The sequence below is a fragment of the Burkholderia sp. PvR073 genome, from assembly GCF_054055695.1.
In genome coordinates this window covers 13263-38147 of record NZ_JBSRXO010000009.1, presented here as the reverse complement: position 1 = coordinate 38147, position 24885 = coordinate 13263, and the positions used below count along the sequence as shown (strand labels likewise).

Below are 24885 nucleotides of genomic sequence, written 5' to 3'. Positions count from 1 at the left end.
AATCGTTCGCACATTCGCTACGCATATCGAAGTGATCCAACCCGACCATGACCGCCATATCGCCCGCCCATTCGTCGATCGAGCTCGATCGTCTCGCCTCGCCCACGGACACGCACACCGATAACGGCGCCGGGCCCGCCAAAAGTTCGCCGACAGGTTCGCCGACCGGCTCGCGTGTCGCCACGCCTCTCGCGGGGTTGTCGCGACGCGCGTCGTCGCCGCCACCCTCTGCGAAATCGAGCCGGCGAACGAGCGTGCCCGCTTCGCCGGCTTCCGACGCGCCCCACGCATCCGGCAATGTCGATGCAGTGCATACCCGCGCGTCGGGCGAAAGCGTGTCGATGGCCGGCACGCACGCCGACGACATCGACGAGATCGACAGCCCCGCGACCGCTCGCGCGACGACGCCGGTCGATCTGCAACGGTTGCAGCGGGCGCTCGACCGGCAGAAGAATCGCGACGTCGATCTGGAAGCGCTCGCGCGCGTCCTGCAGACGGTTCGATTCAACCCGCTTCACCGAAGCGACCCGAACTCGCCATCCAGTCACAAGGAACTCGTCCGCCATATCTCCGATGAAGCGCTTCAGGAGTGGTACACCGCGTTGTCCGTCACGCCGGAGCAGGTCCATGGAATGGAAAAAGCCGCATACCGGGCCGGATTGCAGATCCCTTCCAGCAGCACGATCTTCAACATCGTCAGCTATATCGCGACGCCACTGGCGTTCGCCCATGCGCGCAACCCGTGGCATTCCGTGATCGCGAGTCTTCTGCTGGCTGCATTTCAGCCGCTCGTTACCGCTCCGGTCCAATCGCTCGTCATTGGATCGATCGACTATCGCCGGCGGCTGAACCACGGCGAAATCAAGCTGGACAAGACCACCGTCAACTCGAGCACGACCCAGGCGAAGATCAAGCAGAAGATCGATGCCGGCATAAGGGCCGTGCGAGAGAGCGAAGCCACCGTGGCCGACCTCTTCGCCCGTCATGGTCTGGTCGCGGCGGACGGGACGATCGATCCGGCGAAAATCGACGCGTGCAGCCTGTCGAATGCCGAAAAGGATGCGCTCTCGAACACGTGCAAGGAGCACCTCGCGCATCTCGTCGCACTCTGTACGCTGACGGATCAAATGCAGGCGCTCGACGGCGCGCACGAACGTCAGCGCGAATCCACCTACTGGCAGATCGCTCCCCGCACCGTTCGCTCCGGCAGCGGCCTCGTCGCGCCGTTCATCCGCAAGCCCGCTGCCGACGTGGCGGACTCCTGGGTCGGCAAGGTCTTTCCTTACAAGGCTTCACGGTACGGCGTGACGGGCGTGTCGGTGTTCATCGCCGCGACGGCGCTGATTGCCCAGCACTTCGCTGCCGCGAAGGACGAAGTCAACGGGCTGAAGCTCGAGCACAAGCTCAACATGCTGCACGCCGATCTCTTCGAGGAGGGGAAGGCGGATAGTCTCCATCGACGCGGAACCATCACGGCGGCCGATCTCAGCATCGAGAAATGCCGGAACATGGTCGTGTCGGCGGAAGCGAACATCGTGCAGCGCGTGGCCGACCGCCTCGACGCCAGACTGTCGAAGCTGAAGAACGAACGTCGAAACGAACCGCAGATGCAGCAGACGCGCCCGGTCACGCCCGAGGAACTCGAGGAGGGGCGAAGCACGCGCACCCACGAGCTCGACGCCACCATCGCCGCCTACGAGCGGGACGTCGGCAATCTTCGTCGCCTGATCGTGACGGACAACCTGCACGAGGACACGTGCGCCCTCCTGGACGACGCGCTGAATGGCTCGCATGCGTTCGCTTGGGAAGAAGCGGTCGCCAAGCTCACGAAACCCCTCGAGTTCACGTCGCAAGTGTCGCAGCGCCTCGGCCAGACCTTCACCCTCGGCGTGCTGGGAAGCGCGGGCGCGCTGGCGGGCGGGCGCGTCGTCTCCGCGGCGCTGAAGGGCAGCGACCATATCCCGCTCCACCTTCAGTTGGTTCTTGCGCTTGCGAGCGCGCTGATCGGGTTCGTCGCGGCGTCGACCCAGGGGATGGTGACCAATATCAAGAATCGCCGACGCGAGGCCAATCCGGACGAGGGCGCAATGCGTTTCGGCGAGCAGACGCTACGCGGCGTGGGGGCGCCGATCGAATGGATCAGCAATTCCGTCGCGAGCCGGCGTGCGATTGCGGATGCCAGCCAGGTCATCGCGGAACTTCAGCCACAGGCGCAGCAAATGGGCGTCAGCATCAACCGGCTGATCACGCCGACCGCTGACGGCCCCCGCGAACCGTGACGCATCCGCACCGGGCGCGGCGCCCGCACGGTGTCGCCGCGAACCCTCAGCTCGCGATCGCCGGGCCGGCCCGCTGCAGCTGACCGAGCATTTCTTCCATGCCGTTGTCGGCGATCCGCTTGCCGATCGCGCCGAGGTCGGTGTCGCCGGGCGCGGCGATCAGCGCATAGGTCATCCTGGCACGGCGCCACGTCACGACCTCCATGCTGCCGACCTGTTGTCGGGCGAGCGCCGTGTCGGGTCGTTCGTCCTTCATCACGCACAGCGCCACGGGCAAGCCTTTTTCGGGGAGATAGACGATCTGCACCAGCGGCTTGTGATTGAAATTCAGCCGCTGTATGCGCTTGAATGTCAGCCCGACCGAGCGCAGGTCCGGAATGCGGATCCGCAGCCCGTCGTCGCGGCGAATGTTTTCAACCATATGCGCCGCGGCCGCAAGATTCGACGAATCGAAAGCAACGGTGTCGCGCGTATAGAGCCGCTGATAGTTCACGGCCGCCATGATCCACGGGGACATCTGCGTCCGCGCGGTCGTCAGCGCATCCTGCGGCGCGAAGTGCAGGACGACGCCGCAGCAGAACGCGCCCGCGACGAAGGCGACCGCGAGCCACGGCACCATCGTGCGAACGCGCGAGCGAACCGGCGCGGACGACGGCGCGCGCGCGTCGGGCCGCGACGCCGGCGCATCCGCGCGACGCGCGCCGCCGACCGCGGACGGCGCCGAAGGCCCAGTGTACGCCCGCGCGATTTCAGCGACCTTGCTGACCAGGCTCTGCGGCAGCGGCGGCCATTCCTGGCGCTGGAACGCATACTGATAGGGCAACACCGATGCTTCGAACAGGGCAACCCGCCTGGCGATATCGGCCGACGTGTCGATCGCCCTGTCGACTTCCTCTCGCTCGTGCGACGTGAGTTCGCCATCCACGTATGCCATGAGCAGGATGTCGTCCATTTTCATGCCCCCTGATCCTCACTCTTCGCTGCGCCTTTCATGGGTCGTTCCTTTCCATCGCTGAACAGGGCGCCGATCGTCTGACGGGCACGCGAAAGCCGGCTCATGATCGTCCCGATGGGTACGCCGAGCGCCTCGGCCGCTTCGCCATAGCTGAGCCCCTCCACGGCGACCAGCAACATGACCACGCGCTGCGCTTCGGGCAGCTGCTGCACCGCCCTGACGATCTGCGCATCCAGCGCCTGCTGTTCGAGGGTCGGCGCGGTGGGATCGGCGATGGTTTCGAGCAGGTCGTCGTCCCAGTCCATGCCCGAGCGCCGACGCACGCTGCGTGCGCGGAGTTCGTTGAGCCAGGTGGATTGCACGATCGAGAACATCCAGCTGAGCGGCGCGGTTCCCGGTCGTAGCTGATGCGCTCGTTCGAGCGCACGAACGCACGCGCCCTGCACGAGATCCTCGGCGTCGTGGCGGTCACCGGAGATTCGCAGCGCGAAGGTCCAGAGACGCGGCAGCATCGCGGGGAGCATGGCGGACAGTTCGGCTGCGGTCATCTACGTCGATCCTCCCGCGGTGCAACCAAGCCGACGTTGACGAACTGCAGTATCTGACGTGTATCCATGGGTTTAGGCGAAATTAAGCGGGCAACACCCCTGCAGTCCACGTAAACAGCTGGACGGCGCAGATATTCCATCCGCCGTCGCGTATTACCCGAACTGCCGGATCACAGGTCCTCGTACCAGAGCGTGCGTTCGCTCAGGCCCGGGCGATGAATGGATAGGTCAGCAACCCGAACTGCACCAGGTTGACGCCGAAGTGCGCGAGCACGGCCGATTGCAGACCGCCGACGCGACAGGCAAGCCCGTAACCGATGCCGGACAGGCCGGCCAGCAGAGCCAGCAGCGCGCCGCCCTGATAATGAGCAAGGCCGAACAACACGGCGCCTGCCACCAGCGCCAGCCAGCCGGCATTCGGTTGCGCACGCATCAACCGTGTCGCGCCCGCCTGGATATAGCCGCGGAAAAACGCTTCTTCCGCGAACGCGACCAGCAGCAGGTTGTCGAGCACCCACAGCCACGCGAAATTCGGCCACTTCGGCGCCCACGCAATCGCCCCGGCCCACCACGCAATCGAGAAGCAGACCACCGAGGTCGCCGCGCACGCGACGACCGCCGCGATCGCCCGTGTCGACAGCGGCTTCTCCGGCAGAACCCACGGGTAGGCCAGCACCAGCCAGAACGCGATCAACGGCTTGTCGAAGTTCAGATACATCGCGTAGGGCGCCGCATCCGGCGTCAGGCGTGCCGCATGAATCACCCTGAGATTGTCGAAACCCGGCAGCCAATGCTGAAACAGACCGACCGCAATGACGCAGAAGACGACGTTGCACACGACCTTGCCGGCGACCGGCAGATTCCGCTGCAACAGCACGCCGGTGCCGACCAGCAGCGCGATCGGCACGAGCGCGATCGGCTGCAACTGCCGCGACGCGAACGCGATCGCATAGCCGATGGCGAGCAGGCTCAGCGTCATCCCGCGCGGCATCTTCGAGATCGCCGTCAGCGCGGCCAGAAAAATCGCACACCACGTCAATGCGGTCATTGCACCTTCCGGAGAGTTGCCAACGGCGCGTCGATCGCGTCGAGCGCCGCACGCGTATCAGATCACCGTGACGACCACGTCGATGTTGCCGCGCGTCGCCTTCGAATACGGACACGTCTGGTGTGCCGCATCGACCAGCGCCTGTGCGACGTCGGCGTCGACGCCCGGCACGCTGACGTTCAGCCGTGCCTGCAGGAAGTACGCGCCGTCGTTCGTGGCCAGATCGATCTGCGCATCGACATGCGTGTCGCGCGGCAGCGAAACCTTCAGCTTTTGCGCGGCCAGGCCCATCGCGCCGATGAAGCAGGCCGACCAGCCCGCGGCCAGCAGCTGCTCGGGATTCGTGCCGGGCGCGGCCGAGCCGGGCGCGGAGAGCTTCACATCCAGGCGGCCATCCGCGCTGTGCGCGGCGCCATCGCGCCCGCCGGTGGTGCGAACTTCGCCGGTGTACAGAATTTTCGTTTCGTGGTTCATGGTCGGTGTCGTGTCGAATGGGGTGGATGAATAGCGAGGCCCGCGATCAACTGCCGCGGTAGAGCTGTTCGAGCGCCGCGAGCTGGCCGTCCTTCTCCGCCTGCACCAGTTCCGCGCGAACCTGGGCGCGCGTCTTGCCCTTCGGCGCCTTGCCGCTCGGCGCCCATTGGCTCGCTTGCCCGACGGCATGGTCGTTGATGCTCGTGTCGACGGCGCTGCTCGCAAAAGCGGAAGTGGTGGCGGCAACGGCGGCGCACGCCGCGAAAACCAAAGCGATCGTCTTTACTTTCATGTCGTTCTCCTGGATAAATTCGGCTGTCGCGAATCTGTCGGGGCCCTCGCCGGTCGCTGATCTCGCGATGCCGTCTCGAGCGCCCTGATCGGATTCGATCGATGAGATGCATTAAATCCAGACCACGTATCTGACGTGTGTCTCGACAAATGGCTTTTGCAAGGTCATGTATCCAGACCGGTTTCATACACATTGAGAAACAAAACTGCCGTCTCGTTTTCGGTCGATCGCCAAACGAAGGCGGGTTTTTCCGACAAAATGGCGCCACGACAGCGCGTTCACGCTTAACGTCGCTGCCACGAAAAAACCAAAGGAGAGATAGCCGATGTCCAGATACGCCCTCGGAGCGCTGCTGTTGTGCAGCGTGATGACCTCCGTCGACGCGCACGCCGAAACGATCAAGCCGATCAAGGCGTCGAGGTCCGACCTTGCCGGTGCGATATTCAATCGCGCCGACGCCGTGAAAAAAGACGAAGGCGGCGAAACGAGCGCGGACGTCTCGACGTTCACGTCGACCGACAACGCTTACCAGACCGGCGTGTATCGATCCGGGCCGTCGTATGAGGAAATCAAGGGGCCGCGCGGGCTGCCGTACAACGAGTTCCTGTACTTTCTTGCGGGCAGCGTGAAGCTCACGTCGTCGGACGGTTCGGTGATGCTCGTGAAGACCGGCGAAGCCGTCACGCTTCCGAAGGGATGGACGGGACATTTCGACACGCCCGGCTATACGAAGCTCTATGTGACCTACAACCCCGACGACAGGAAAAAATAGTCCGGCACATGTCGAGCGAACCGGCCATGGCGGAATAGCGCCCCCTCCTCGATTGTTCTGTTGAGGCAGACCATCACTTCGGGAGTCAGGCGGTGCGGAATCAATCGCAGGAAATCGAGGACAATCAGCGGCTCGTGCGGGCGCTCGGGAGCACGGAACATCTGTTCTGGCTGCTCGACCAGAATCGGCCGACGCATTTCGCGATGGTTGCAGAGATCGATCGGCGCTTTTCGCCGGACGCATGGCATGCGGCGTGTCAGGCGCTGCAGCACAGGCATCCGCTGCTATCGACCTGCATCGCCATCGACGCGCAACAGCATTCAGGCTTCTATCGCGTGACTGACGCCGCGGTGCCGTTGCGCGTGCTCGAGCAAGACCCGACTGCGTGGCAGGCGGAAGCGGCCCACGAAATCGCCACGCGCTTCGTCGGATCCGCGGCGCCGCTGCTGCGCGCGACCTTGCTGCAAGGCGAACGCAGCTCGACGCTGATTCTGGTTGCGCATCATTCCGTGGTCGACGGCATGGGCAGTGCATCGCTGATCGACGATCTGTTGCGCATCCTGTCGGGCGAGCGACCGGGACCGTTGCCGCTGGTGCCGTCGCTGGAGACCATGCTTGATACCGATCTGAGCCACGCCGCCGTCTTGCCGCCCCCCGCGCCGGCGCCCGCGCCCAAGCCATTTCGTCCGGACGCCGCGCAAGCGCCGCATGTCGACGCCATTGCGCTTTCCGCCGACGTCACCCGCCGGCTCGTGGTCCGCGCACGTGCCGAGCAAACCACCGTGCATGGCGCGATTGCCGCGGCCGTTCACGAAGCCGGCCGGCGTCTGTCCAGCGCGTGGACCGAACGCGCGTTGAGAACCGTCACGCCGATCGACCTGCGCGGTCTCTCCGACGACGCGCGTGTCGCCGCCGGCGTCTACATCACGCAGACCATCACGATCGACGATCACCCGCGCGGTACGGATGTATGGACCGCCGCCCGCAAGATCAAACAGGATCTTGCACCGTCGCAAGCGCGCGCGAGCGTGGCGGCGGAACTGAAGGCACTCGATGCGGTGATGTCCGCGCGGCCGAGCGTCGAGCATGCGGCCGGGTTTCTATCGGCCGTGCTGGCCTTCGACGTCATGGTGTCGAATCTGGGCAATCAGCCGATTGCTTCCGAGTACGAAGGCGTGTCGCTCAAGGCGCTGTGGGGCCCCATCGTGACGTCGGGCTTCGCCGACGACCAGATCATCGGCGCGTGCACGATCGATGGCGTGCTACGTCTCACGCATACGAGCCATGGCGCGATTCGCGGACTGCTCGAAGAAGTCCGCGCGATACTCCAGGAAGCCGTGAGCTGACCGTCGGAGGCTGCTCGCCTCGTGCGCGCTCGACGCCGACCATCGTCGCGCGTCGCAGCGGCAGACGGATTCCGGAACCCCGGCGCGTGCGTTCAGCACGCCACCGGCAATACCCGCTTGCGGTGCTCGACGATCGACAGAAGCAGCGCCGCCAGCCCGCATGCCGCGATCAGTATCAACAGCATCGTCTTGCCCATGCTGACCAGCACCATGCTGCCGAGCGCGGGGAATCCGAATGCGCCGACGAAATACGACGCCACGAACCACGTCAGCACGGCGTGCCGGTGCCGCGCATCGGCACTGTTGACGGCCTGCGCCTGCACGATTGGATAGATGAGGCCATATCCGGTGCCGAGCAGCACGGCGCTGGCCGAATGAAGCAGCGCGTTGTGCGGCACGGCGAATGTCACGGCGACACTCAGGATCATGAAGCCGAGCAGGATCTGCGTCGTCGCGCTGACGCGGATCTGAATCACGACCGCACCGAGCAGCCCGCGGATGACGACCACCGTGGCCGAATACAGACCGAAAAACGTTCCGGCCTTCACGCCCGGGCCCTGCGCCATCGACATCTGGAACGTCATCAGCCCCGAGAAGACGCTCGAGCCGAGCGCGATGATCGCGATCGGATAGATCGCAGGCGTGCGGGCGATCGCGCCCATCTCGCGTACCCACCGATCCCGCCTCGGCGGCGCAACCGCGTGCGACGCAGGCGAGAGGCGGCCGAAACATTCCAGCATCACCGCAGCCGTCGCGCACAGCGCGCCGACCGTGCAGAACACCGCGCCCGTCGTCCAGTGCCAATTGCGAATCGCAAGTGCCGCAACGGCCGGACCACCGCCGACGCCGGCCATCTGAAACGACCCGAACCGCAGGAACCAGCGCTCACGTTCGATATCCGCCGTGCGCTCCGCGATCATCATCGGCGCCGCGAGGCAGAACCCGCCCCAACCGACGCCGACCAGCAATCCGGGCACGACGCTCAGCGAGCCGGTGCGCCCGATCAGCGCGAAGCCGACGACGCCTGCGCCGACGACCAGCGCCGCCAGCGCGGTCGCCCGCGCGGCGCCGATCCGGTGCGCGCACCACGCGACCAGCGGCAGGCCGATCAGCGCACCGATCATCGCTTCGGCCAGTGCGGCTCCCGTGTCGATGTCGCTTCCGCCCGCTACACGGAAATGCATCGACAGCAGAAACGTCGCGCCGTAGCCGCATGCCGTCAGCAGCGCGCCGAGCAGCACGAACGAGGCGACGCGTGGCGACATCGTGCGTGGATCGGCCATCATGCTTCCCCTTGTTTCAAAGTTTCCGGTCGATTCGGGCAGCGACGCGAAAAGGTCGCCGCTCGGGGCCGTCGCAACATGATCCGCACAATCCGCAATCGAGGAAATGAACTGTTCCGATGATGCGCCGCATACGTTCGTATAGGCGCAGACGACCGCCCACGTCCCCGCACGCGCGCGCGACGCGCTCAGGTATCGGCGAGCGGCAGATCGGGACGCTGCGCGACGGTTGCGGCGAGGATCGTGAGTTCCCGACTGACCGGAACGCGCGCCTCGCCGGCGTGAGGGCGAAACACCGGATCGCCGCGGCCGATGCAACGCCCGGTCAGCGCACAGACCGCCGCGCCGTCGGCGAAACCTCTGCTCCAGATCTGCTCGGTAGACTTGCCCAGGCACGCGTCGCTCCACGAGACACTGATCGCGCTGGCCGAAATCCGCCTGACGATCACGACGTTGACGGGCCGCCTCGCCGTGCGCGAACCCGTGCTTGCACGGCGCGGCCGGTACCCGACGCGCCACTTCTTCGTGCACGCGTGGAGCTGCTCGGCGGACGGATCGAGCACGTTCAGCAGCACCCGCGCGACGATATTGTCTTCGGACGGCGTGGTCATCGGCGGTCTCCGGCAGCCGGCTTCATTCGGGCTGCGCCGGCGGAAACGAAACCGATTCGCTCAATTCGCGCCATTGCGCGTCCTCTTCCGCACGGAACCTTGCCGCCGCGCCGGCTACCGCGACCGCGTCGCCGCCCATCAGCAATCGCAAAGGCGCGGTCGGCGATCCGGCAATGCCGAGCAGCGCCCGGGCAATCCGCGCGGGATCGCCGGGTTGCATGCCGTCGATGCTGCGCAAGCGTGCCGCTACCGGCTCGATGATCGGCTTGTACGCGTCGCTGATCGGCGGAATGGTCATCGACGAACCGGCCCAACGGGTCCGCATCGATCCCGGCTCGACGATCGTGACCTGGATGCCGAAATCGCGGACCTCCTTCGCCAGCACTTCGGAGAACCCGCCCACCGCCCACTTGGCTGCCTGATAGGCGGCGAGCCCGGGGCCGCCGACTCTTCCGCCCACCGACGAGATCTGAATGATGTGGCCGGCCCGTTGCCGACGCATGAACGGCAGTGCCGCACGCGTGACGTTGCACACGCCGAAGAAGTTGACCTCGATCTGCTCGTGCAGCGCGCTGTCGGTGATGTCTTCGATCGACGCCAGATCGGCGTAGCCCGCGTTGTTCACCAGCACGTCGAGACGGCCGAATTGCTCCACCGCCAGGCTGACGGCGCCGCGCGCCGCGTCCGGATCGGTGATGTCCAGCGGGATCGCTAGAATCCGATCGCCATAGGCGTCCGTCAGGCTGGCCAGACGCGTCACGTCCCTCGCCGTTGCCGCCAGTTTGTGGCCAGCGGAAAGTACCGCCTCGGCAAGCTGAAGACCCAGGCCGCCGGAGCAGCCCGTGATGAACCAAACCTTGCTGTCATGCATTGTCGTACTCCCGGTCAATTGCGATCGACGTCCGGTTCCGCACACGTCGTGAAAACGGGGGTTTGCCGTGCGTCCGCGGGATCGCGGACTCGCCGAACTCGACGTCATGCGTCATTGGGAGCCCGCCATGTATCTCGCGTATGTCTGTCGCGTATCGGAATGTATCTGGCGACGTTCCACAGTCGATGAGAGGCCTTCAAAAATGAATCGATCATCCGGATAACTACAGGATTTCACGCGCGGGAGCGACGGTTTCCGCTATCTATAACACCCGAGGCGTTCGGCTATTCCCCATCCGCTCTAAAAAAACGCCGCGCAAAATCCGCACGATCATCGGCCAAGGTCAGACAATGCCTTCGACGCTAGACCGCTCGCCCATTCACCTCGCAAATGCTTTCGCAATTTCGATGCGCACATCGTGCTGCGCGAGCAATCGAACGATGTACCGCCGATCATTGAGCTTCCGCGCGTTATCGACAACGAAAGCAGATACTCATGCGAACCACGAGCCTATGTAATACCGGCGTGCCAGACTCTTCGGCGGACCCGGCCGACCCGATCGACGCGGGTGCACCGGCGAACTCGACGGAAACGGCGCGATCTCGAACGACCGCCTCCCCTGGCCTGATCGCACTTCAAGCGATAAGCCGGAGCGACCACTCCCCGGCAGCCAGACCGCCGGAGAATCGCCGAAGAAGTCGGGCACCGTCATCGAACAGCACGGCATCGACGACGTCCTCGATGCACATCTCCCACGAAGCGATCGCGCTTGAACCGAATGCCGTCGAGCTGCGGGCCGTCGAGGCTCATCCGCCTGCGGCAATCGGCGTGCGCGACGCGCGGGCGATGCTCGCGGGACTGGAAAAGGTGACGCACCGGCTCACCGCCTCGCTGGCCAAAGCCGCCAATTTTCACAGCAGGGTCACCAATGAACTGCGCGGCCTGGAAAGCGATTGCCTGACGGAGGAGAACCGTCGAAAGATCGATGACGCGCAGAATTTCATCGCGGCTGCGGGGCCGGTGAAGGCATTGCTCGAACGTCTGGTTGGCGACCTCGAATCACAGTTGGCCGCCGCATCGCCGGAGATCGACTCCGGTGCGTCGTCGAAGGTCAGCAGAACCCAGCGCGGCATTGCACTCGCGGAAATAGTCGGGGCGATCGCGGCCAAGAATGCGGCATGGTACGCGCTGCCCGGACTCATTCCGGCGACCCATGTGCGCTTCGACAACGTCGGGGAAATGACGAAGCTGGTGACATCCCGATCGGCACTTGCGCTGCTCTTCGCTGCACTAACGGAATATCCACTTGCGACCGACGGGCAACGACGATTCAAGGATGCCGGCGGTCAGATAAACCAGTTGCAGGGATTTGCGCAGGCGCTCGACCAGGCGTTCGCGCTCGCGATCCTGTTCGGCATCAACAAGGCTACCGGGCAGGCGCCCCCTCCGGGCTATCAGGTTGCCGGATTTGCACTGAGCGCGGCAGGCGCTGCGTTTCAAACCGGTGCGTTGAACGGCTTGATCATTCGCATGCTTCGGCCCGTTTTCGACACGCTGTCGAAGAAATCGGCACCGCACGGCGACGATCGATCTTCCTTCCTCCCCTCCCACACTTCGCGGGCGAATCCTGCATCGGCGGAACAGGCAGGAATACGGAATCCAGAATCGGCTCTGAATACCTGGCTCGACACCGTCCCTGCCCACGATTTCGTCGAGATGAGGGCCGATCTGGACAATGCCTGTACTTCAATCGCCCGATTGCACGAGGTCATCTTTCCTCGCGAACATGAAGTGCTTCCAGGCGACATGCTTCCCGCGTCGCCCGCAGCCGATTATGGAACGCACGTCGAGCGGTTCAGTGGCAATCTCGCGGCGATACAGAGCGCCGTTCGTCAGTTCCGCAACGATCTCCCCGACGATGACGAACGCCTGACCCGAATCGACGCGGCACTCGCGCATGCGCAGGACGCGGAGCGCACGATAGCGGAATTGCGTGACAGCGCCACGCCGAGAAGAACGGCGTTCTTTGCTGCGATGGCGATCCTGAGCACGGTCGGGTCCGTGCTCGGCGCCATCGGCCCTTCCGTTCAAAATGCGTGGCTCTCGGACATCAACCACCGCGCCGCGATCTTCGGCGTGACGTCTTCGGTATTGCAAGCGTTCGCCAATCTCGGGCAATTTCTCGGCGGCGCCAAACCGGGCGACGGACGCCTCGCACGTTTCCTGAAGATCGGCATGGAGAACGACAGCAATCCATACCGCGCGTGGACCAAAAACTGGCTGCGATCGGTCAGGTTTCTGCTGGGCGAATTCCCCTTGCTTCAGCTTTCCACCACGTTTTCCGAAATGGCCAATAAAGAAGCGGGCAAGTTGCCTCAGGCGCCCGTGCAAGGCACCCCGTCCGCCTATACGATCCGCAACGTGCAGGAGGCCTTTCGGGCCATCTTCAGTCTCGCCTTCACGGCGTTGGCGCTTGGCGAGAAAGCGAACTGGAATCACTATCTGGGGCTCGGCATCGCCGCGCTCGGGGCAATCGTACCGACTGCGATCGAGTATGCCGGTACCGGGGCGCGCAGCGGCCCGGCGCTTTCGCCCGGCAACGGCTAGTGCATCGGGAGGTCGCGCATGACAGCAACGTGGAGCGGCGTGGCGCGTCCTCGCCGCTATCTGCGCGACTGTCCCAACTCGAGATCGGCCTGCATCGCCAGCAGTTCGAGTTCCGAACGGGCATCGACGGCCGGTCGATGCCGATCGTTGACGCGACGGGCAACGACCGTCGACTGCTCCGGTTCCGTGGTGGAAGCGTCGATCGGACGGGCCTCCGGCCGCTGCGCGGTGCGGATGCCCGACCGATCGTCGGGAAGCATCTTCCAGCGCCGCAAAATGCCACTTATCCGGCGCGCATAATCGTCGCGCAGGGACGGCGTCGCCGAGTGATACGCGCCGACGGCGGCCCAGGTATTGCCATATTTGTCGACCTGACGGCGCAACAGCCAGGCCGCGACGTACACGCTCTTGCACGGCGACATGAGTGCCTCTCGTCCGACGCCGAAGCGCGAAAGCGGCGAAAGATGAATCGAATTGATCTGCATCATTCCATAGTCGACCGACCCGTTTGCGTTGACGTGCATCGCATCGGCACGGTTGTGCGACTCCTGCCAGGCAATGGCGCGCAGGATGAGCGGATTGACATGCTGATACGCAGCGGCATGATCGAAGCAGTCGGCGCGCGCGAACTGCACCGCACCTGCACTGCAAATCAATACAAGGCAACGCAGCCCGATGCTCGATACTTTCATGGACGAGTAACGTAAAACCATCGACGAGTGAGATGCGATCCACGAATCCGGCAGCCGTGCGCGGCCGGTCGCGATCGCCCTGGAGTCGCATCGTACGTCCGGCGCGCCAACACGAGACGCGGCTTCCCGAAGCAATGCATCGACCGGCGAATCCGCAAACCGGGCACGGCAAATCGACAGAGGCGAATTCACATTGGAGCCGAAGCGCGTTGCCGGCAAGCGAACCGTCCACGGTTATTTGGCGCGCTCGGCCGTGCCGCGATTTTTCCGTCGAATATGATTTGCGCTCCTCATCCAATTCATCGCGAGGCGTTCGTTATGGTGCGTAATATCGCGGCCAGTCGGCAAACGGCAGTCATGCAGCAATTACGCGCGCTTTTCCTGAATAGCGACGCGGCCACCGGCTGCATGAGGTGGCGCGCACTAAGATGGCGCATGCTGTCGGCGTGGATCGTCACGCTCGCCGCGTGCGCCGCGCCGCCGCTTCCGCCGATGAATCGCGACTTGCCCGAGTCGCTGAGGGTACCGCCCGACGACGTGCTGGAAGACATCCTGACGGCCGGCGGAGAGGTCGTGTATCGGTGCGATCGTGGCGACAATGGCTTGAACTGGGTGTATCGCGGTGTTCAGTCGACGCTCGTCGATTCAACCGGGGAGAGTGTCGGCACCGCGTTGCCGGGCGGCTACTTTTCGAGTTACGACGGCAGCTATGTCGTGAGTCGTCCGGACGCCGAGGCGACGGTGAGTCCGGACAGCTTGCCATGGGCCCGTCTCGTCGCCCGATTCAACGGCGGAGACAAGGTTTTCGAGACCCGGTTCGCACGAACCGGGCTCATCCTGCGGGTGCAGACGAAAGGCGGCTTGCCGCCCGACCGGCCCTGCGTGCTCGCGGGCTCGGTGCTGAATGTCCCCTATTCGGCCACGTACTTGATGTATCGGTCGCCGTCCGTGCCGGCGCCTGCGATGCCGCTACCGTCAGCGAGCGTGGCTGGCGCACCCGAGCGCGCCGTGATTCCGGGCAGTCTGAATCCGCAGCCCGGCGATTTCGTCAAGCTGCCCAGGAACGCGGCACTGCCCGACGGCGCACTGCCGCTGCCCGATCACTGAATCGCGGGCGGGTGCTCGACCGATGTCGGCTGCGTGCGGAAAGCACATAGTGGTCAGCGTATGCGAATTGAATAAATATAAATAATTTCGCCATGCATTTTTTGTGAATATTTCGCCGCACGACGGCGATACATGCACCAACGCCATTTCCACGTAATACGCAAAACAAGCGAACGATAGCCTGTGAATCGACAGGTTTTTTGTATCGCTCTGTATCCGTGACGGATACGGAAAGGATTGGATACATTGAAAGCCCGTCGGGCAATTTTCACGATCTGATCCTGTTGTAGGATGCCTCAACGACATCACTCACATCGGGCGGCATCGCGCATGCGACGGAATTCGCGGCAAACGGGCAACCGCTGTACGTCAGGAAAGGTAGCGTCCGCAACGACCGGCTCGTGCCGGCTCGCACGCGGCAGCCTGTCCGGCAGCAGCCACGGAGCGACACTGCCGCGATGGAATTTTTGCGTCAGGACGATTGTTCTCCCTCTGTGCGATGGCGAGACGGGTGTCGAGGCGCCGACTTCAAGTCGATGGGACTTGAGCGCGGCGATTGCTGGCAGGCGCCTCCTCACCACGGCCGACGCTGCTTTCACGCAGCCGGAAATGGAGCAAGCGCGGCCGTCAGAGGCTGTGCTGGTCAAAAGAGAGTCATGATGGGCAAGCAAGTACGAATCGTTCTCGTGGAAGACGACGTGATCCAGCGATCGTTGCTGGCGTCGTGGCTGAAGACCGAGGGCTATCATGTGAGCGCCTTCGGCAACGGTCTCGATGCGCGAAACTACTTGTCGGATCACTGGGCCGACCTGATGATTTTCGACTGGGATCTGCCCGGCATCGGCGGCGACAGGCTGTTGGCGTGGGTCCGTGGACGGGCGAGCCCGTCGGTGCCGGTGATCTTCCAGACGATCCATTCGAATGAAGAGGATATCGTCCGGATTCTCGACACTGGCGCTGACGATTTCCTCGTCAAGCCGTTCGACCGCAGGGTGCTGCTCGCGCGGATCCGCGCGCTCTTGCGCCGTTCTCGCGCGTCGGCCAATGAAAGCAGGCAGATGATCGTCGGGCGCCATTTGCTCGACCGCACGAACCTCAGCATCGTCGCGGACGGCATCGCGCACCCGCTCGGCACCAAGGAATTCGAACTCCTGTGGCATCTGGCATCGCATCTGGGAACCGTCGTCCAACGGCAGGATCTGCATTCGGTGGTGTGGGGCTGGGACGGCGGGGCCACGAGCCGGTCGGTCGACATGTATGTCAGCCGACTGCGTGCGAGCCTGCGATCGATCGGCATGGAATGGTCGATCCAGTCGGTCTACGCGAAAGGCTATCGGCTCCATGTGAGTGAATGCCGGCAGGATGTCGCCGACGAACTCACCGACGAGAGCGTCTAGGCAAGCGCGACCGAACGCATCGGCCGCACGCACGGGTCGGAAAACGGAAGTCGAGGCAATACCGGTACGCCGCGCCGCCGACATCGCCTGCCCGCCGTCATGCGACAGCAAGCGGCAACGTCACGCGCGCTTCGAGGCCGCCGGTGCTGCGATTGTTCAGCTGCAGCTCGCCCTGCATCGCTTGCGTCAGCCGCCGTGCGATCGCAAGCCCCAATCCGGATCCCGGCGCACGCGCCGCTGTCTGCGGCGCCCGGTACCACGGCGTGAAGACCGCTTCCATCTCCGCCGGCACGATGCCCGGCCCGGAATCCACCACCGCAAGCATCACGCGCCGGGCATCGACGCGAACGCACAGGCGGACATCGCGTCCGTAACGCAGTGCGTTGTCGATCAGGTTGACGAGCACGCGCCGCAGCGCATGCGGAAACGTCACGAGCGGACAGTCCAACCGCCCGTCCAGCGCGACGGCGAGCCCCGCGTCGCGATAGTTGTCGACCAGCGAGCCGAGCAACGCGTCCACGTCGACGCTGCGCGGCGGCTCCGCCACGCTGCACTGAAGCCGTGCGCAGGCAAGGCTCGCGTTGATCAGCTCTCCCATCTCGGCCAGGTCGCGCTCCATCGCATCGCGCAACGCGCGATCTTCCAGCATGCCGCTACGCAGCATCACGCGCGTCAGCGGCGTGCGCAGATCATGCGCATAGGCCGCGAGCACATGCAGCAGTTCCGTTACGCGATCCGCATGCTGGTGATGCGCGTCGTTGATCGCGGCGGCCAGTCTCGCGATCGACGGCGTGCCGCGCTCGACCAGCGAACGGGGCAGCTCTTCCAGCCCATGGTCCTCGAGTGCCGCGGCGAGTTGCCGGATTGCCGCGTCCAGTCGCAGCGCGCGCAGCCACAGCACCGCCGCCACCAGCGCAAGCATCGCGCCCGTCACGCTCGCCATCAGAAGATCGCGGTCGACGGCGGGGAGCAATGCATTCGCGAGCAGGTCGCGAGCGTCGTACAGCGCCGCCGCCACGAACAGCACGCCAGCCACGACGAACAGCCGGGCCGGACACGCGACGAGACCACGTGCATGCTCGCGGCATGCGCGGCTGAAGTTGCGTATGGAGCGCGTGAGCCGAGCCTCAAACCAGGCTCCGGACGATAAGGTAGGAATGTTGGCCATCTTCGTTCTCCTGTCGCCGTCGCGGCGGACGGTACAGGGAAGATGAAAACATGCGTGCGGGGGTTCGCACCATCAAACAAGCGGCCATCTACCCCCTACGAAGGTTTAGGTTGCCGTTGCAGCGCGGGCCGGCGATCAGCCGTATCCGAGCGCACGGGCGAGCCAGCCTTCGAGCTCCTGTGCGTCGATCGGTTTCTCGAGGAGACACAGCGCGGTGCTGGCCCGCGCTCGCTCGGACGTGCGGACGCTGACGAACGCCGTGACGAGCACCGTAGGAATGCGCAGCCCGCGTGCTTCCATCCGGGCCAGCACTTCGAGGCCATCCATCTCGGGCATCTGGAGGTCGCAGATCAGGCAACGCGTGCGCGACACCACATCGGACGCCAGGAATGCCGGCCCCGACGCGAATTCGCGCGCCTCCCCGCCCAGCGAACGCACGAAACTTCCCGCGGCGGCGCGCACGAAGGGATCGTCGTCGACAATGGACACGAGATCGGAGGCTGAGAGTGAAAAAGGCATCCCTGCTTATGACGAGGAGGACGGAACGGGCCGTCCCGAGCACTGTTACCCAAGTTGCCAGCATACCGCCACGCCGCGGCATCGTCATCATACCTACGTATGGGTAGGCTCGGCGGGCGTGCATGGGCCGGTCGATGAAGGATCCGGGTAAACGAGTGACGCTCGCGCCTTTTCGGAGCGGGGCGCGCGATGCACGGCGCCGATGGCTTTCCGCGCCCGCGCCGCCGCTAGCGCGACGGCACGTTGATGCCGAGCGCAGTCATCTTGCGCACCAGTTCAGCCACCGAGCGGCACTTCATTTTTCGCATCGCCTGGCTGCGATGAATCTTGGCCGTGATCTCCGCGATGCCCATGTTGCCCGCGACCTGCTTGTTCATCAGGCCCGTCGCGACGTGTTGCAGCACCTCGCATTCGCGCGGCGTCAGCGATTCCCAACACGCGCGCAGATCGAGCAGCGAGTGATCGTCCTGCAGCCGTTTCGCATCGCGCTCGAGCGCCGCGATCACCGCATCGATCATGTCCTGGTCGCGGAACGGCTTCGTCAGGAAATCCATCGCGCCGGCTTTCATCGCCTTCACCGTCATCGCGATATCGCCGTGCGCCGTGATGAAGATGAGCGGCATCTGCGGACCGCCGCTCTCCGCCAGCGACGTCTGAAACGCGATGCCGCTCTGCCCGCGCAACCTGACGTCCAGTACGAGGCACGACGGTCCCGCGCCCTTCGGTGCCGCGAGAAACTCTTCCGTCGACGCAAAGGCACGAACCTCCAGGTCGATCGATCGCAACAGGCTGATCAGCGCGGCGCGCACGAATTCGTCGTCATCAACGACGTAGACGATGCGGCTGTTCCGATCAGGTGTCGCGTGGGGCATTCTGGTTTCCGGCATCGATATTCGCTGATGAATTTTCAGGAGTGGCCGCACAGCGGCTCAAACACAACAACTCGAAGAACCTGTCGGCCCGCAGCACGTCGCCCGCCGACGGACCACACATCATGGATCGACGCGCGGCAGCATCACGGTTGCTCGCGTACCGGCACCGTCGCGCGGCGACAGCGTCAACGTTCCGCCGTGAGCGTCCACGATCGAATGCGAGATGGCGAGGCCCATGCCCATCCCGTTCTCCTTGGTCGTGAAAAGCGGTTCGAGCAGCCGGTCCGCGATATCGGGTGCAATGCCGCTGCCCGAATCCTCCACGCTCACGCGCACACTGTCAACGCCGTGCGCTTCGCACGCAAGCGAAAGACGACGCGCCGTCTCGAGCTCGGCCATCGATTCGGCACCGTTCGTCAGCAGGTTGATCACGACCTGCTGGAGCTGGATCCGGTCGCCGTATACGTAAACGGGCCCCTCGTGACTGCGCAGCTCCAGCACCACGTCCAGCGTGTCGAGCTGCCGCGCGACGAGCGCCGCGGCCTCGCGCACGGCCTCGGCGAGGTCGACCGTCGCAAACTGCGGCGCGGCCTTGCGTGCCTTCGCGCGCAGCGCCTGGATGATGCTCTTGGCCCGCGCCGCGCTCCGGTTGATGTGCGCGAGCATCTCCCGCGCTTCGCCGACGTCCGGCGGTTCCCGGTTCAGCCAACGCAACGCAGCGCTTGCCGATGTGTCGACGGCGGCGATCGGCTGTCCGATCTCATGGACGATGGACGCGACGAGCTCGCCCATCGCGGTCAGCCGGCTGGCGCGCTCGAGGCCGGCCAGTGCGGCACGCAACTGTTCCTCGGCATGCGCGCGCTGACGGTTCTGCTCGACCAGCTCCTCATAGAGCCGCGCATTCTCAAGCGCGAAAGCGGCCTGCGAGGCGATCACCTCCACCAGCGCCGCCTTGGCCGCGGTAAACATCCGCGCCGCCAGATTGTTTTCCATATACAGCACGCCGACGAGCGTCGCATAACGCATCAGCGGTACGCACATCACCGAACGCGGGCGCCGACGGCGAACATAAGCATCCTGGCCATGAACCGGCGACTCCGATGCATCGTCGATCACCACCCCTTCCTGCGTCCGCGCGACCGCCTGCACGACCGAGACGGGCAGCACGCTCGCCGTCAACGACACGGCCTCCTGCGTCACGACGATCGTACCGTCGATCACGTCCGCGCGCGCCGGTACATGCCAGACGCCCTCGCGCAACACCGCGAGCGCGCCATGCTCCGCCCCGGCGCTTTCGAGCGTCGTGCGCAACAGCGTTTCCACGAGACGCGCCGGCACGATGTCGCTCGCCAGCGCGTTCGACACGCGCAGCACCGCGTTCACGTCCAGCGCGTGCATCCGGCTCCCGACGGGATTGCCGGCGCCGGCATCGAATACATCGGGATGCGCGGCCTGCAACTGGCGCACCTTCGCGAGCGCCCCCCAACGCTGCCATGCGCTCACCGCATGGCGCAAATACGCGTGCGCGGCAATCGTGTCGCGCCCCGCATGGAATCGCGCCGCATACTCGGCCGCCAGCGCCTCGACCTGCGTGAAGCCATGCCTGCCCGCGTGCACCACGGCGCGCGCATAGGCTTCCGCGGCATCCAGCGGCTGCCCGTTCACGCGTGCGTGCTCCGCGCGCACCAGCTCGCGTCGCGCGACGAAGTTCTCCGGGCACGCCCGCGCCCAGACGTCGAGCTGCTCGACATGGCGCTGCAGCGCAGCCTCCTCGGACGCATCGCGGCAGGGCAGCGCAAGCAGTGCGAGCGCGCCGTAGAACGGCAAATCGGCCCGCTCGGCAAACGAACGCGCCGCATGCTCGCAAGCTTCCGCGTGCCGACGCGCGTCGAGCGCGTCCGGAAGATCGCCGAACAACAGTGCGGCCTGCAGCCTGTACACCCAGTAGGCGAGATCAACCAGGGTCGGCGGCCTGCCCTCCGGCGGCGCCAACAGGTCGCGATCGTCGCTCTCGCCTTCCTGTAGCCGCCTCAGCAGCATCTGCTGCGCGAGCAGCGCATCGATCACGAGCTGGAAATTCGCATCACGCGCGATCGCAAGCCCGTGCGTCACCGTATCGCGCACGTCACCGAGAAATTCGCCGGCGAACAGCATGCCGGTGGCCTCATTGCGCTTGCAATAGAGCGCGAACGTATGATCGCAGCACTCGACGGTGATCTCGAATGCCCGCGAGATATACGCGCGGGCCGAGCGCGCCGGCAACACCCACGGCACCACGATCGTGCCGTGCGCCATGTATACGCGGCCGCGATACCGATCGAGCCCGCGCTCGTCGACCAGATGCAGCGCGAGTTCGCCAAATGCCAGCGACGCGGCGTAATCGCCGTAACGTACGCCGAAGATCTGGTTCATGCAGACATAGACGTCGGCCGATGCATCGGAATGGCCATGCTCGATCGCCAGATTCACCGCGCGCAGCAGAATCATGTCGACCAGATCCTGGTCGGAATAGAGTGCCGGCGGGATCAGGTCGGCAAAGATGTCGACAATCGCGCGCTGCAGCGGATCCGCGATGATCGGCAGGTCACGCAGCGCGTCGATCCCGTTGCGGTCCAGCCAGCCGCGCAGGCGAAGGTATTCGCGATGCACGTCTGCGCTGTCCGGATGGGGTGGGATATCGATGCCGGCGCGCTTCAGGAACGCAAGGCCGACGCCGAGCGCCAGATCGAAACGGCCCAGCGCCGTGTACAACGCCGCGCGCAGGCGCGTGAGATCCGCGCCGAACGTGCCGTCGCCGGCTACCCGCTCCAGCTCGGCCAGGCGCGCTTCGGCGGCTTCGAGCGCACCGGTCATGAACTCGGCCTCGCCGCACAGCATGCGTGCCTCGAGCCCGTCGCCGCTGGTGTCCCGTTCGCCGAGGAAATCGACGGCTGCGCGAAAGAAGCCGAGCGCGGAATGATGCGCGGTGGCAGCCCGGGCTTGCTGCCCGGCCTCCAGATTCACGCGCGCGAACGCGCGGCGCTGCGCGGGTGTCGCGACCATCGTGCCGGCGAGGTTCGCCTGCGCGGCCAGCACGAAGGTGTCGGCGCAGGCCTCGCCGGCCGCCAGAAAACGGCACGCGATTGCATGATGCAGCGGTGCGCGCTCGTCCTCCGGGATCGACGCATACGCCGCCTCACGAATGCGATCGTGCCAGAACGTCCAGTCGTCGCCGTCACGCTGGAGACTGCCGGCATCGAGCGCCGCCTGCAGCCCCTCGATCGCATCGGGCTCGCTCAGGCCGGCCGCCGTGGCCAGCAGGCGCGTCGACGCACGCTGGCCGATGCAGGCCAGCAGGCGCAACATGAATCGTGCGGCGTCCGGCAGCAGTTCGAACTGCCGCGCCAGCATCATCGCGACGTCATCGCCGCCGCGATGCGCGGCAATGCGCGCCATGTTCCAGCGCCACAGGCCGGCGCCCGCGTCGTAGTCGAGCATGCCTTCGTCGGCCAGCAGGCGCAGCAGATGATGCACGAAGAACGGATTGCGGCCGGTTCGCTGCCCGATCAGGTCGGACAACGGGCGAAGCGCATCGGTGTCCTGATGCAGCGCGTGGGCGATCAGCTCGGTCGTCGCGCGCTCGTTCAGCGGCCCGAGTTCCACCGTCAATGCATCGGGAACGTCGGCCAGCGGGCCGGCCCGCAACGGGTGACCCGCATCGATCTCGTTGCCGCGATAGGCGCCAACGAGCAGCAATGCCGTGTCGCGGTGTTGCTGCACCAGCCGCTCCAGCACCTGTATCGTGCCCGCATCGGCCCATTGCAGATCGTCGAGCAGCAGCGCGAGCGGGCGCTCCGGTGCCGCGAAACATGCGATCAGCCGGGCGATCGCTTGCAGCACGCGCTCGCGCTCCAGCCCGGGCGCCAGTTCGGATTGCTCCGGCGGCCCCGCCTGCGGGCCCAGCACCGCCGAGAGCGCCGGCAGGAATCTCGCGAGCGTGCGTCCGACGGGCGCCACGGCCGTTCCGATTCGCGCGCGCCACATGTCGAATTCGTCGTCCGCGCAACCCAGCACGAACTGCAGCAGCGGCTCCAGCGCCTGGGCAAGCATCGCATACGGTGTGCCGCGGCGCCCTTCCTCGCCCTTGCTGGTAGCCACGAGCAGCGCCCCGTCGTGCCTGATTCGCGCGACGGCCTCCAGCAGCAGCGTCGACTTGCCGATGCCCGAGTGGCCGGAAACCCATGCGACGCGCATCTCTCCACCGGCGGCGACGGCACGGTACTGCGCGCGCAACGCGTCGATCTCCTGTTCGCGGCCCACCACGTGATCGGCTTGCTGCAGACGCTGCAGCGCCGCGTGAACATCGAGCGCGAACATCGGAATGCGACCGTCGCGGCGAAGGCACTGCTCGCATCGCTGCAGATCGGCGACGAGCCCCGCGGCCGTGCCGTAACGCTGCTCCGGCGCCTTTTCGAGCAACTTCACGACGATCCGCGAAATCTGCTCGGGTACATGGGGAACGAGTTCGTGAGGGGCGCGTGCCGAATGCGTGGCGTGTGCGTGCACGAGCCCGGCGGCATCGGTCGCATCGAACGGCGGCACGCCGGTCAACTGCTCATAGAGGATGCAACCGAGCGAATAAAGATCGGCCCGCGCATCGACACGCAGGTTCATGCGCGTGCCGAGTTCGGGCGCCGTATAGACGAAGTCCGTGTCGTCCCATTCGAGACTGGTATCGCGCAACGGATCGGTCGCATCGGGGCCGATCGCATAGCCGAAGCCCGTCAGGAACGCACGATCATCGTCATCCACGAGGAAGCGATGCGGCGCAAGCGCGCGATGCACGATACCGGCCGCATGCATCTCGCCCAGCGCGGTCGCGAGCGAAATCGCGCGCCGCAGAAATGCGGACAACCGCTGCTGCGGGACAGCTTCAACGGAGAGCGGCATCCCGCCCGGATCGGCCAGAATGAGCACGGCGCCGCCACCGTGCGACACGATGGCTTGCGGCACAGCGGACCAGCGTTCGTGCAGCGCCGAGCGCAACACATATTCGCGTTGCAGCGCCGCGACCGCGGACGGTGCCGCGACGCCCCGCCCGGCGACCAGAACCGACGGCGCATGGTCGTCGATCGCACGGTGCAGCCGTGGCGGGCCGGGGCTCAATTCGATAAAGCGGCGTGTCGAAAGTTCGATCATGCGAATGCAGTAAGGAAACGGTGGCGTTCATCAGCTCGAACGCCGCTGGCACGGCGACGTGGAGCACGGCATGCGGCACCCGTGCCACCGGCCACGTGTTGCGGCGGGATGCCGGGTTGTATCCGTTCGTTCGAACCCGCGGTCGTGACGCAGGCCGCGGGGCGCACTCGATTTCGCTCGTGCGGTGTCGCACCTCACCGGCCGCCTCGCCCTTCTTCCAGGTACCCGTGATAACACGCGAACCCGCCGATTGTTCCAGCACGATATCGTCAATGCAACAACGCGCGCCGGCCAATGCATGCGAGTTGCCGAAGCGCACTCGCGTCGCGTCGTGATCGGCGCTTTCGTATCCGGATGTATCGCGTGTCCGCATCGATACATGACATTGCAAAATGCCGCGCCGCGGACACATGCGGGATACCTTTGCGGCGCTCAATACAGATGTGACGAATTCTGACGACATTCGCGACGCGGCCGGCGCATCCGGCCCCCGCGTTCGCCAGATACCGTGCATTCCGTTCGATCGACCCACCTTCCGGATTCCGACATGAAGACCTCAAGGATCACCTTCGCGCTCGTCGCGTTTGCTACCGCAGCCTGCGCCCATGCAGCGGCCCCTGTCGACTCGTCGACAGGGAATCAAGATGCCGTGGCCACGACCCAATGGGCGCCGGCCGTCGCGATGCCGATGGGAAAGACACGTACCGAAGTGCGTCAGGAGCTCGCTCGCGCGCGCCAGAGCGGCGAGCTCGACGCGCTCAGGAAACTCTATTCCGGCCATTGAAGCAACGACGTTTTCCGGAGGTCCGGCACGGGCAGGCGCAATGCTCGCCGGCTCGTGCGCGCGCTTCATCGGCGGCCGCGCA

General features: G+C 65.3%; 20 protein-coding genes and 1 pseudogene. 7 read left to right on the top strand and 14 right to left on the bottom strand.

Going from position 1 to position 24885, the window contains the following annotated elements; all coding sequences use genetic code 11:
• Positions 1–47: 47 nt before the first annotated feature.
• A complete protein-coding gene (locus ACVK00_RS24260; RefSeq protein ID WP_284900968.1) occupies positions 48–2279 on the top strand; it encodes a hypothetical protein in 2232 nt (743 codons plus the stop codon).
• A gap of 46 nt (positions 2280–2325) precedes the next feature.
• Here ACVK00_RS24260 and ACVK00_RS24255 read toward each other — a convergent pair whose 3' ends face one another.
• The 5 genes from ACVK00_RS24255 to ACVK00_RS24235 all read right to left on the bottom strand — a co-directional run bounded on the left by ACVK00_RS24255 (position 2326) and on the right by ACVK00_RS24235 (position 5596).
• Positions 2326–3237, bottom strand: coding sequence for an anti-sigma factor (locus tag ACVK00_RS24255; RefSeq protein ID WP_228910572.1), 912 nt, complete (start codon positions 3235–3237; stop codon positions 2326–2328).
• On the bottom strand, positions 3234–3782 hold the full coding sequence (locus ACVK00_RS24250; protein ID WP_006751176.1) for an RNA polymerase sigma factor: 549 nt from the start codon (positions 3780–3782) through the stop codon (positions 3234–3236). The genes ACVK00_RS24255 and ACVK00_RS24250 overlap by 4 nt, the downstream gene beginning before the upstream one ends.
• A 202-nt stretch (positions 3783–3984) precedes the next feature.
• Complete coding sequence (locus ACVK00_RS24245; protein ID WP_354123396.1) at positions 3985–4830, bottom strand: CPBP family intramembrane glutamic endopeptidase; 846 nt, start codon at positions 4828–4830, stop codon at positions 3985–3987.
• 57 nt (positions 4831–4887) lie between these two features.
• A complete protein-coding gene (locus tag ACVK00_RS24240) occupies positions 4888–5304 on the bottom strand; it encodes an organic hydroperoxide resistance protein (protein ID WP_228910570.1) in 417 nt (138 codons plus the stop codon).
• A 46-nt stretch (positions 5305–5350) separates the two neighbouring features.
• Positions 5351–5596 carry a DUF4148 domain-containing protein gene (locus ACVK00_RS24235; RefSeq protein ID WP_284900973.1) on the bottom strand — a complete coding sequence of 82 codons (246 nt, stop codon included), beginning with the start codon at positions 5594–5596 and terminating at the stop codon, positions 5351–5353.
• A 325-nt stretch (positions 5597–5921) separates the two neighbouring features.
• Here ACVK00_RS24235 and ACVK00_RS24230 point away from each other — a divergent pair, with 325 nt between their 5' ends.
• Complete coding sequence (locus tag ACVK00_RS24230; protein ID WP_354123395.1) at positions 5922–6368, top strand: cupin domain-containing protein; 447 nt, start codon at positions 5922–5924, stop codon at positions 6366–6368.
• Positions 6369–6460: 92 nt separating this feature from the next.
• Complete coding sequence (locus ACVK00_RS24225; RefSeq protein WP_284900977.1) at positions 6461–7714, top strand: condensation domain-containing protein; 1254 nt, start codon at positions 6461–6463, stop codon at positions 7712–7714.
• A 92-nt stretch (positions 7715–7806) separates the two neighbouring features.
• On the opposite strand, the gene ACVK00_RS24220 is transcribed toward ACVK00_RS24225, so the two are convergent.
• The 3 genes from ACVK00_RS24220 to ACVK00_RS24210 all read right to left on the bottom strand — a co-directional run bounded on the left by ACVK00_RS24220 (position 7807) and on the right by ACVK00_RS24210 (position 10479).
• Complete coding sequence (locus tag ACVK00_RS24220; RefSeq protein WP_228910567.1) at positions 7807–9000, bottom strand: MFS transporter; 1194 nt, start codon at positions 8998–9000, stop codon at positions 7807–7809.
• A gap of 185 nt (positions 9001–9185) precedes the next feature.
• Positions 9186–9608, bottom strand: coding sequence for a DUF3331 domain-containing protein (locus ACVK00_RS24215; RefSeq protein ID WP_228910566.1), 423 nt, complete (start codon positions 9606–9608; stop codon positions 9186–9188).
• Between the two features lie 22 nt (positions 9609–9630).
• Positions 9631–10479, bottom strand: a complete 849-nt coding sequence (locus ACVK00_RS24210; RefSeq protein WP_228910565.1) for an SDR family NAD(P)-dependent oxidoreductase — start codon at positions 10477–10479, stop codon at positions 9631–9633.
• 741 nt (positions 10480–11220) lie between these two features.
• Here ACVK00_RS24210 and ACVK00_RS24205 point away from each other — a divergent pair.
• The gene (locus ACVK00_RS24205; protein WP_284900980.1) at positions 11221–13086 is read left to right on the top strand and encodes a hypothetical protein; all 1866 of its coding nucleotides are present in this window, start codon (positions 11221–11223) and stop codon (positions 13084–13086) included.
• Between the two features lie 251 nt (positions 13087–13337).
• On the opposite strand, the pseudogene ACVK00_RS24200 reads toward ACVK00_RS24205, so the two are convergent.
• A pseudogene (locus tag ACVK00_RS24200) lies at positions 13338–13778 on the bottom strand (lytic transglycosylase domain-containing protein); the annotation flags it as partial.
• Positions 13779–14096: 318 nt separating this feature from the next.
• Here ACVK00_RS24200 and ACVK00_RS24195 point away from each other — a divergent pair.
• The gene (locus ACVK00_RS24195; protein WP_284900981.1) at positions 14097–14885 is read left to right on the top strand and encodes a DUF3455 domain-containing protein; all 789 of its coding nucleotides are present in this window, start codon (positions 14097–14099) and stop codon (positions 14883–14885) included.
• 53 nt (positions 14886–14938) lie between these two features.
• Here ACVK00_RS24195 and ACVK00_RS24190 read toward each other — a convergent pair whose 3' ends face one another.
• Positions 14939–15157, bottom strand: a complete 219-nt coding sequence (locus ACVK00_RS24190) for a hypothetical protein (protein ID WP_284900982.1) — start codon at positions 15155–15157, stop codon at positions 14939–14941.
• A 387-nt stretch (positions 15158–15544) separates the two neighbouring features.
• Between ACVK00_RS24190 and ACVK00_RS24185 the strand changes: the two genes are divergently transcribed.
• A complete protein-coding gene (locus ACVK00_RS24185; RefSeq protein WP_228910885.1) occupies positions 15545–16282 on the top strand; it encodes a response regulator transcription factor in 738 nt (245 codons plus the stop codon).
• Positions 16283–16379: 97 nt separating this feature from the next.
• Here the strand turns inward: ACVK00_RS24185 and ACVK00_RS24180 are convergent, their stop codons facing one another.
• The 4 genes from ACVK00_RS24180 to ACVK00_RS24165 form a co-directional block, all read right to left on the bottom strand.
• Complete coding sequence (locus tag ACVK00_RS24180; RefSeq protein ID WP_228910561.1) at positions 16380–17450, bottom strand: sensor histidine kinase; 1071 nt, start codon at positions 17448–17450, stop codon at positions 16380–16382.
• A gap of 135 nt (positions 17451–17585) precedes the next feature.
• On the bottom strand, positions 17586–17969 hold the full coding sequence (locus ACVK00_RS24175) for a response regulator transcription factor (protein WP_350227452.1): 384 nt from the start codon (positions 17967–17969) through the stop codon (positions 17586–17588).
• 227 nt (positions 17970–18196) lie between these two features.
• Positions 18197–18841 (bottom strand): response regulator, encoded by a 645-nt coding sequence (locus ACVK00_RS24170; RefSeq protein ID WP_435521301.1) that lies wholly within the window; start codon positions 18839–18841, stop codon positions 18197–18199.
• Positions 18842–18961: 120 nt separating this feature from the next.
• Positions 18962–24019 carry a trifunctional serine/threonine-protein kinase/ATP-binding protein/sensor histidine kinase gene (locus ACVK00_RS24165; RefSeq protein ID WP_284900988.1) on the bottom strand — a complete coding sequence of 1686 codons (5058 nt, stop codon included), beginning with the start codon at positions 24017–24019 and terminating at the stop codon, positions 18962–18964.
• A gap of 547 nt (positions 24020–24566) precedes the next feature.
• Here ACVK00_RS24165 and ACVK00_RS24160 point away from each other — a divergent pair.
• The gene (locus ACVK00_RS24160) at positions 24567–24803 is read left to right on the top strand and encodes a DUF4148 domain-containing protein (RefSeq protein WP_354123394.1); all 237 of its coding nucleotides are present in this window, start codon (positions 24567–24569) and stop codon (positions 24801–24803) included.
• The last annotated feature ends 82 nt before the right edge of the window (positions 24804–24885 follow it).

What these genes read in the sequence shown, in the direction of transcription:
- ACVK00_RS24260 (WP_284900968.1), top strand. Translation starts at nt 48, where the DNA reads ATGACCGCCATATCGCCCGCCCATTCGTCGATCGAGCTCGATCGTCTC.
- ACVK00_RS24205 (WP_284900980.1), top strand. Translation starts at nt 11,221, where the DNA reads ATGCACATCTCCCACGAAGCGATCGCGCTTGAACCGAATGCCGTCGAG.
- ACVK00_RS24220 (WP_228910567.1), bottom strand. Translation starts at nt 9,000, where the DNA reads ATGATGGCCGATCCACGCACGATGTCGCCACGCGTCGCCTCGTTCGTG.
- ACVK00_RS24240 (WP_228910570.1), bottom strand. Translation starts at nt 5,304, where the DNA reads ATGAACCACGAAACGAAAATTCTGTACACCGGCGAAGTTCGCACCACC.
- ACVK00_RS24235 (WP_284900973.1), bottom strand. Translation starts at nt 5,596, where the DNA reads ATGAAAGTAAAGACGATCGCTTTGGTTTTCGCGGCGTGCGCCGCCGTT.
- ACVK00_RS24170 (WP_435521301.1), bottom strand. Translation starts at nt 18,841, where the DNA reads ATGCCCCACGCGACACCTGATCGGAACAGCCGCATCGTCTACGTCGTT.
- ACVK00_RS24185 (WP_228910885.1), top strand. Translation starts at nt 15,545, where the DNA reads ATGGGCAAGCAAGTACGAATCGTTCTCGTGGAAGACGACGTGATCCAG.
- ACVK00_RS24160 (WP_354123394.1), top strand. Translation starts at nt 24,567, where the DNA reads ATGAAGACCTCAAGGATCACCTTCGCGCTCGTCGCGTTTGCTACCGCA.
- ACVK00_RS24175 (WP_350227452.1), bottom strand. Translation starts at nt 17,969, where the DNA reads ATGCCTTTTTCACTCTCAGCCTCCGATCTCGTGTCCATTGTCGACGAC.
- ACVK00_RS24255 (WP_228910572.1), bottom strand. Translation starts at nt 3,237, where the DNA reads ATGAAAATGGACGACATCCTGCTCATGGCATACGTGGATGGCGAACTC.
- ACVK00_RS24250 (WP_006751176.1), bottom strand. Translation starts at nt 3,782, where the DNA reads ATGACCGCAGCCGAACTGTCCGCCATGCTCCCCGCGATGCTGCCGCGT.
- ACVK00_RS24230 (WP_354123395.1), top strand. Translation starts at nt 5,922, where the DNA reads ATGTCCAGATACGCCCTCGGAGCGCTGCTGTTGTGCAGCGTGATGACC.
- ACVK00_RS24180 (WP_228910561.1), bottom strand. Translation starts at nt 17,450, where the DNA reads ATGGCCAACATTCCTACCTTATCGTCCGGAGCCTGGTTTGAGGCTCGG.
- ACVK00_RS24165 (WP_284900988.1), bottom strand. Translation starts at nt 24,019, where the DNA reads ATGATCGAACTTTCGACACGCCGCTTTATCGAATTGAGCCCCGGCCCG.
- ACVK00_RS24195 (WP_284900981.1), top strand. Translation starts at nt 14,097, where the DNA reads ATGGTGCGTAATATCGCGGCCAGTCGGCAAACGGCAGTCATGCAGCAA.
- ACVK00_RS24210 (WP_228910565.1), bottom strand. Translation starts at nt 10,479, where the DNA reads ATGCATGACAGCAAGGTTTGGTTCATCACGGGCTGCTCCGGCGGCCTG.
- ACVK00_RS24215 (WP_228910566.1), bottom strand. Translation starts at nt 9,608, where the DNA reads ATGACCACGCCGTCCGAAGACAATATCGTCGCGCGGGTGCTGCTGAAC.
- ACVK00_RS24245 (WP_354123396.1), bottom strand. Translation starts at nt 4,830, where the DNA reads ATGACCGCATTGACGTGGTGTGCGATTTTTCTGGCCGCGCTGACGGCG.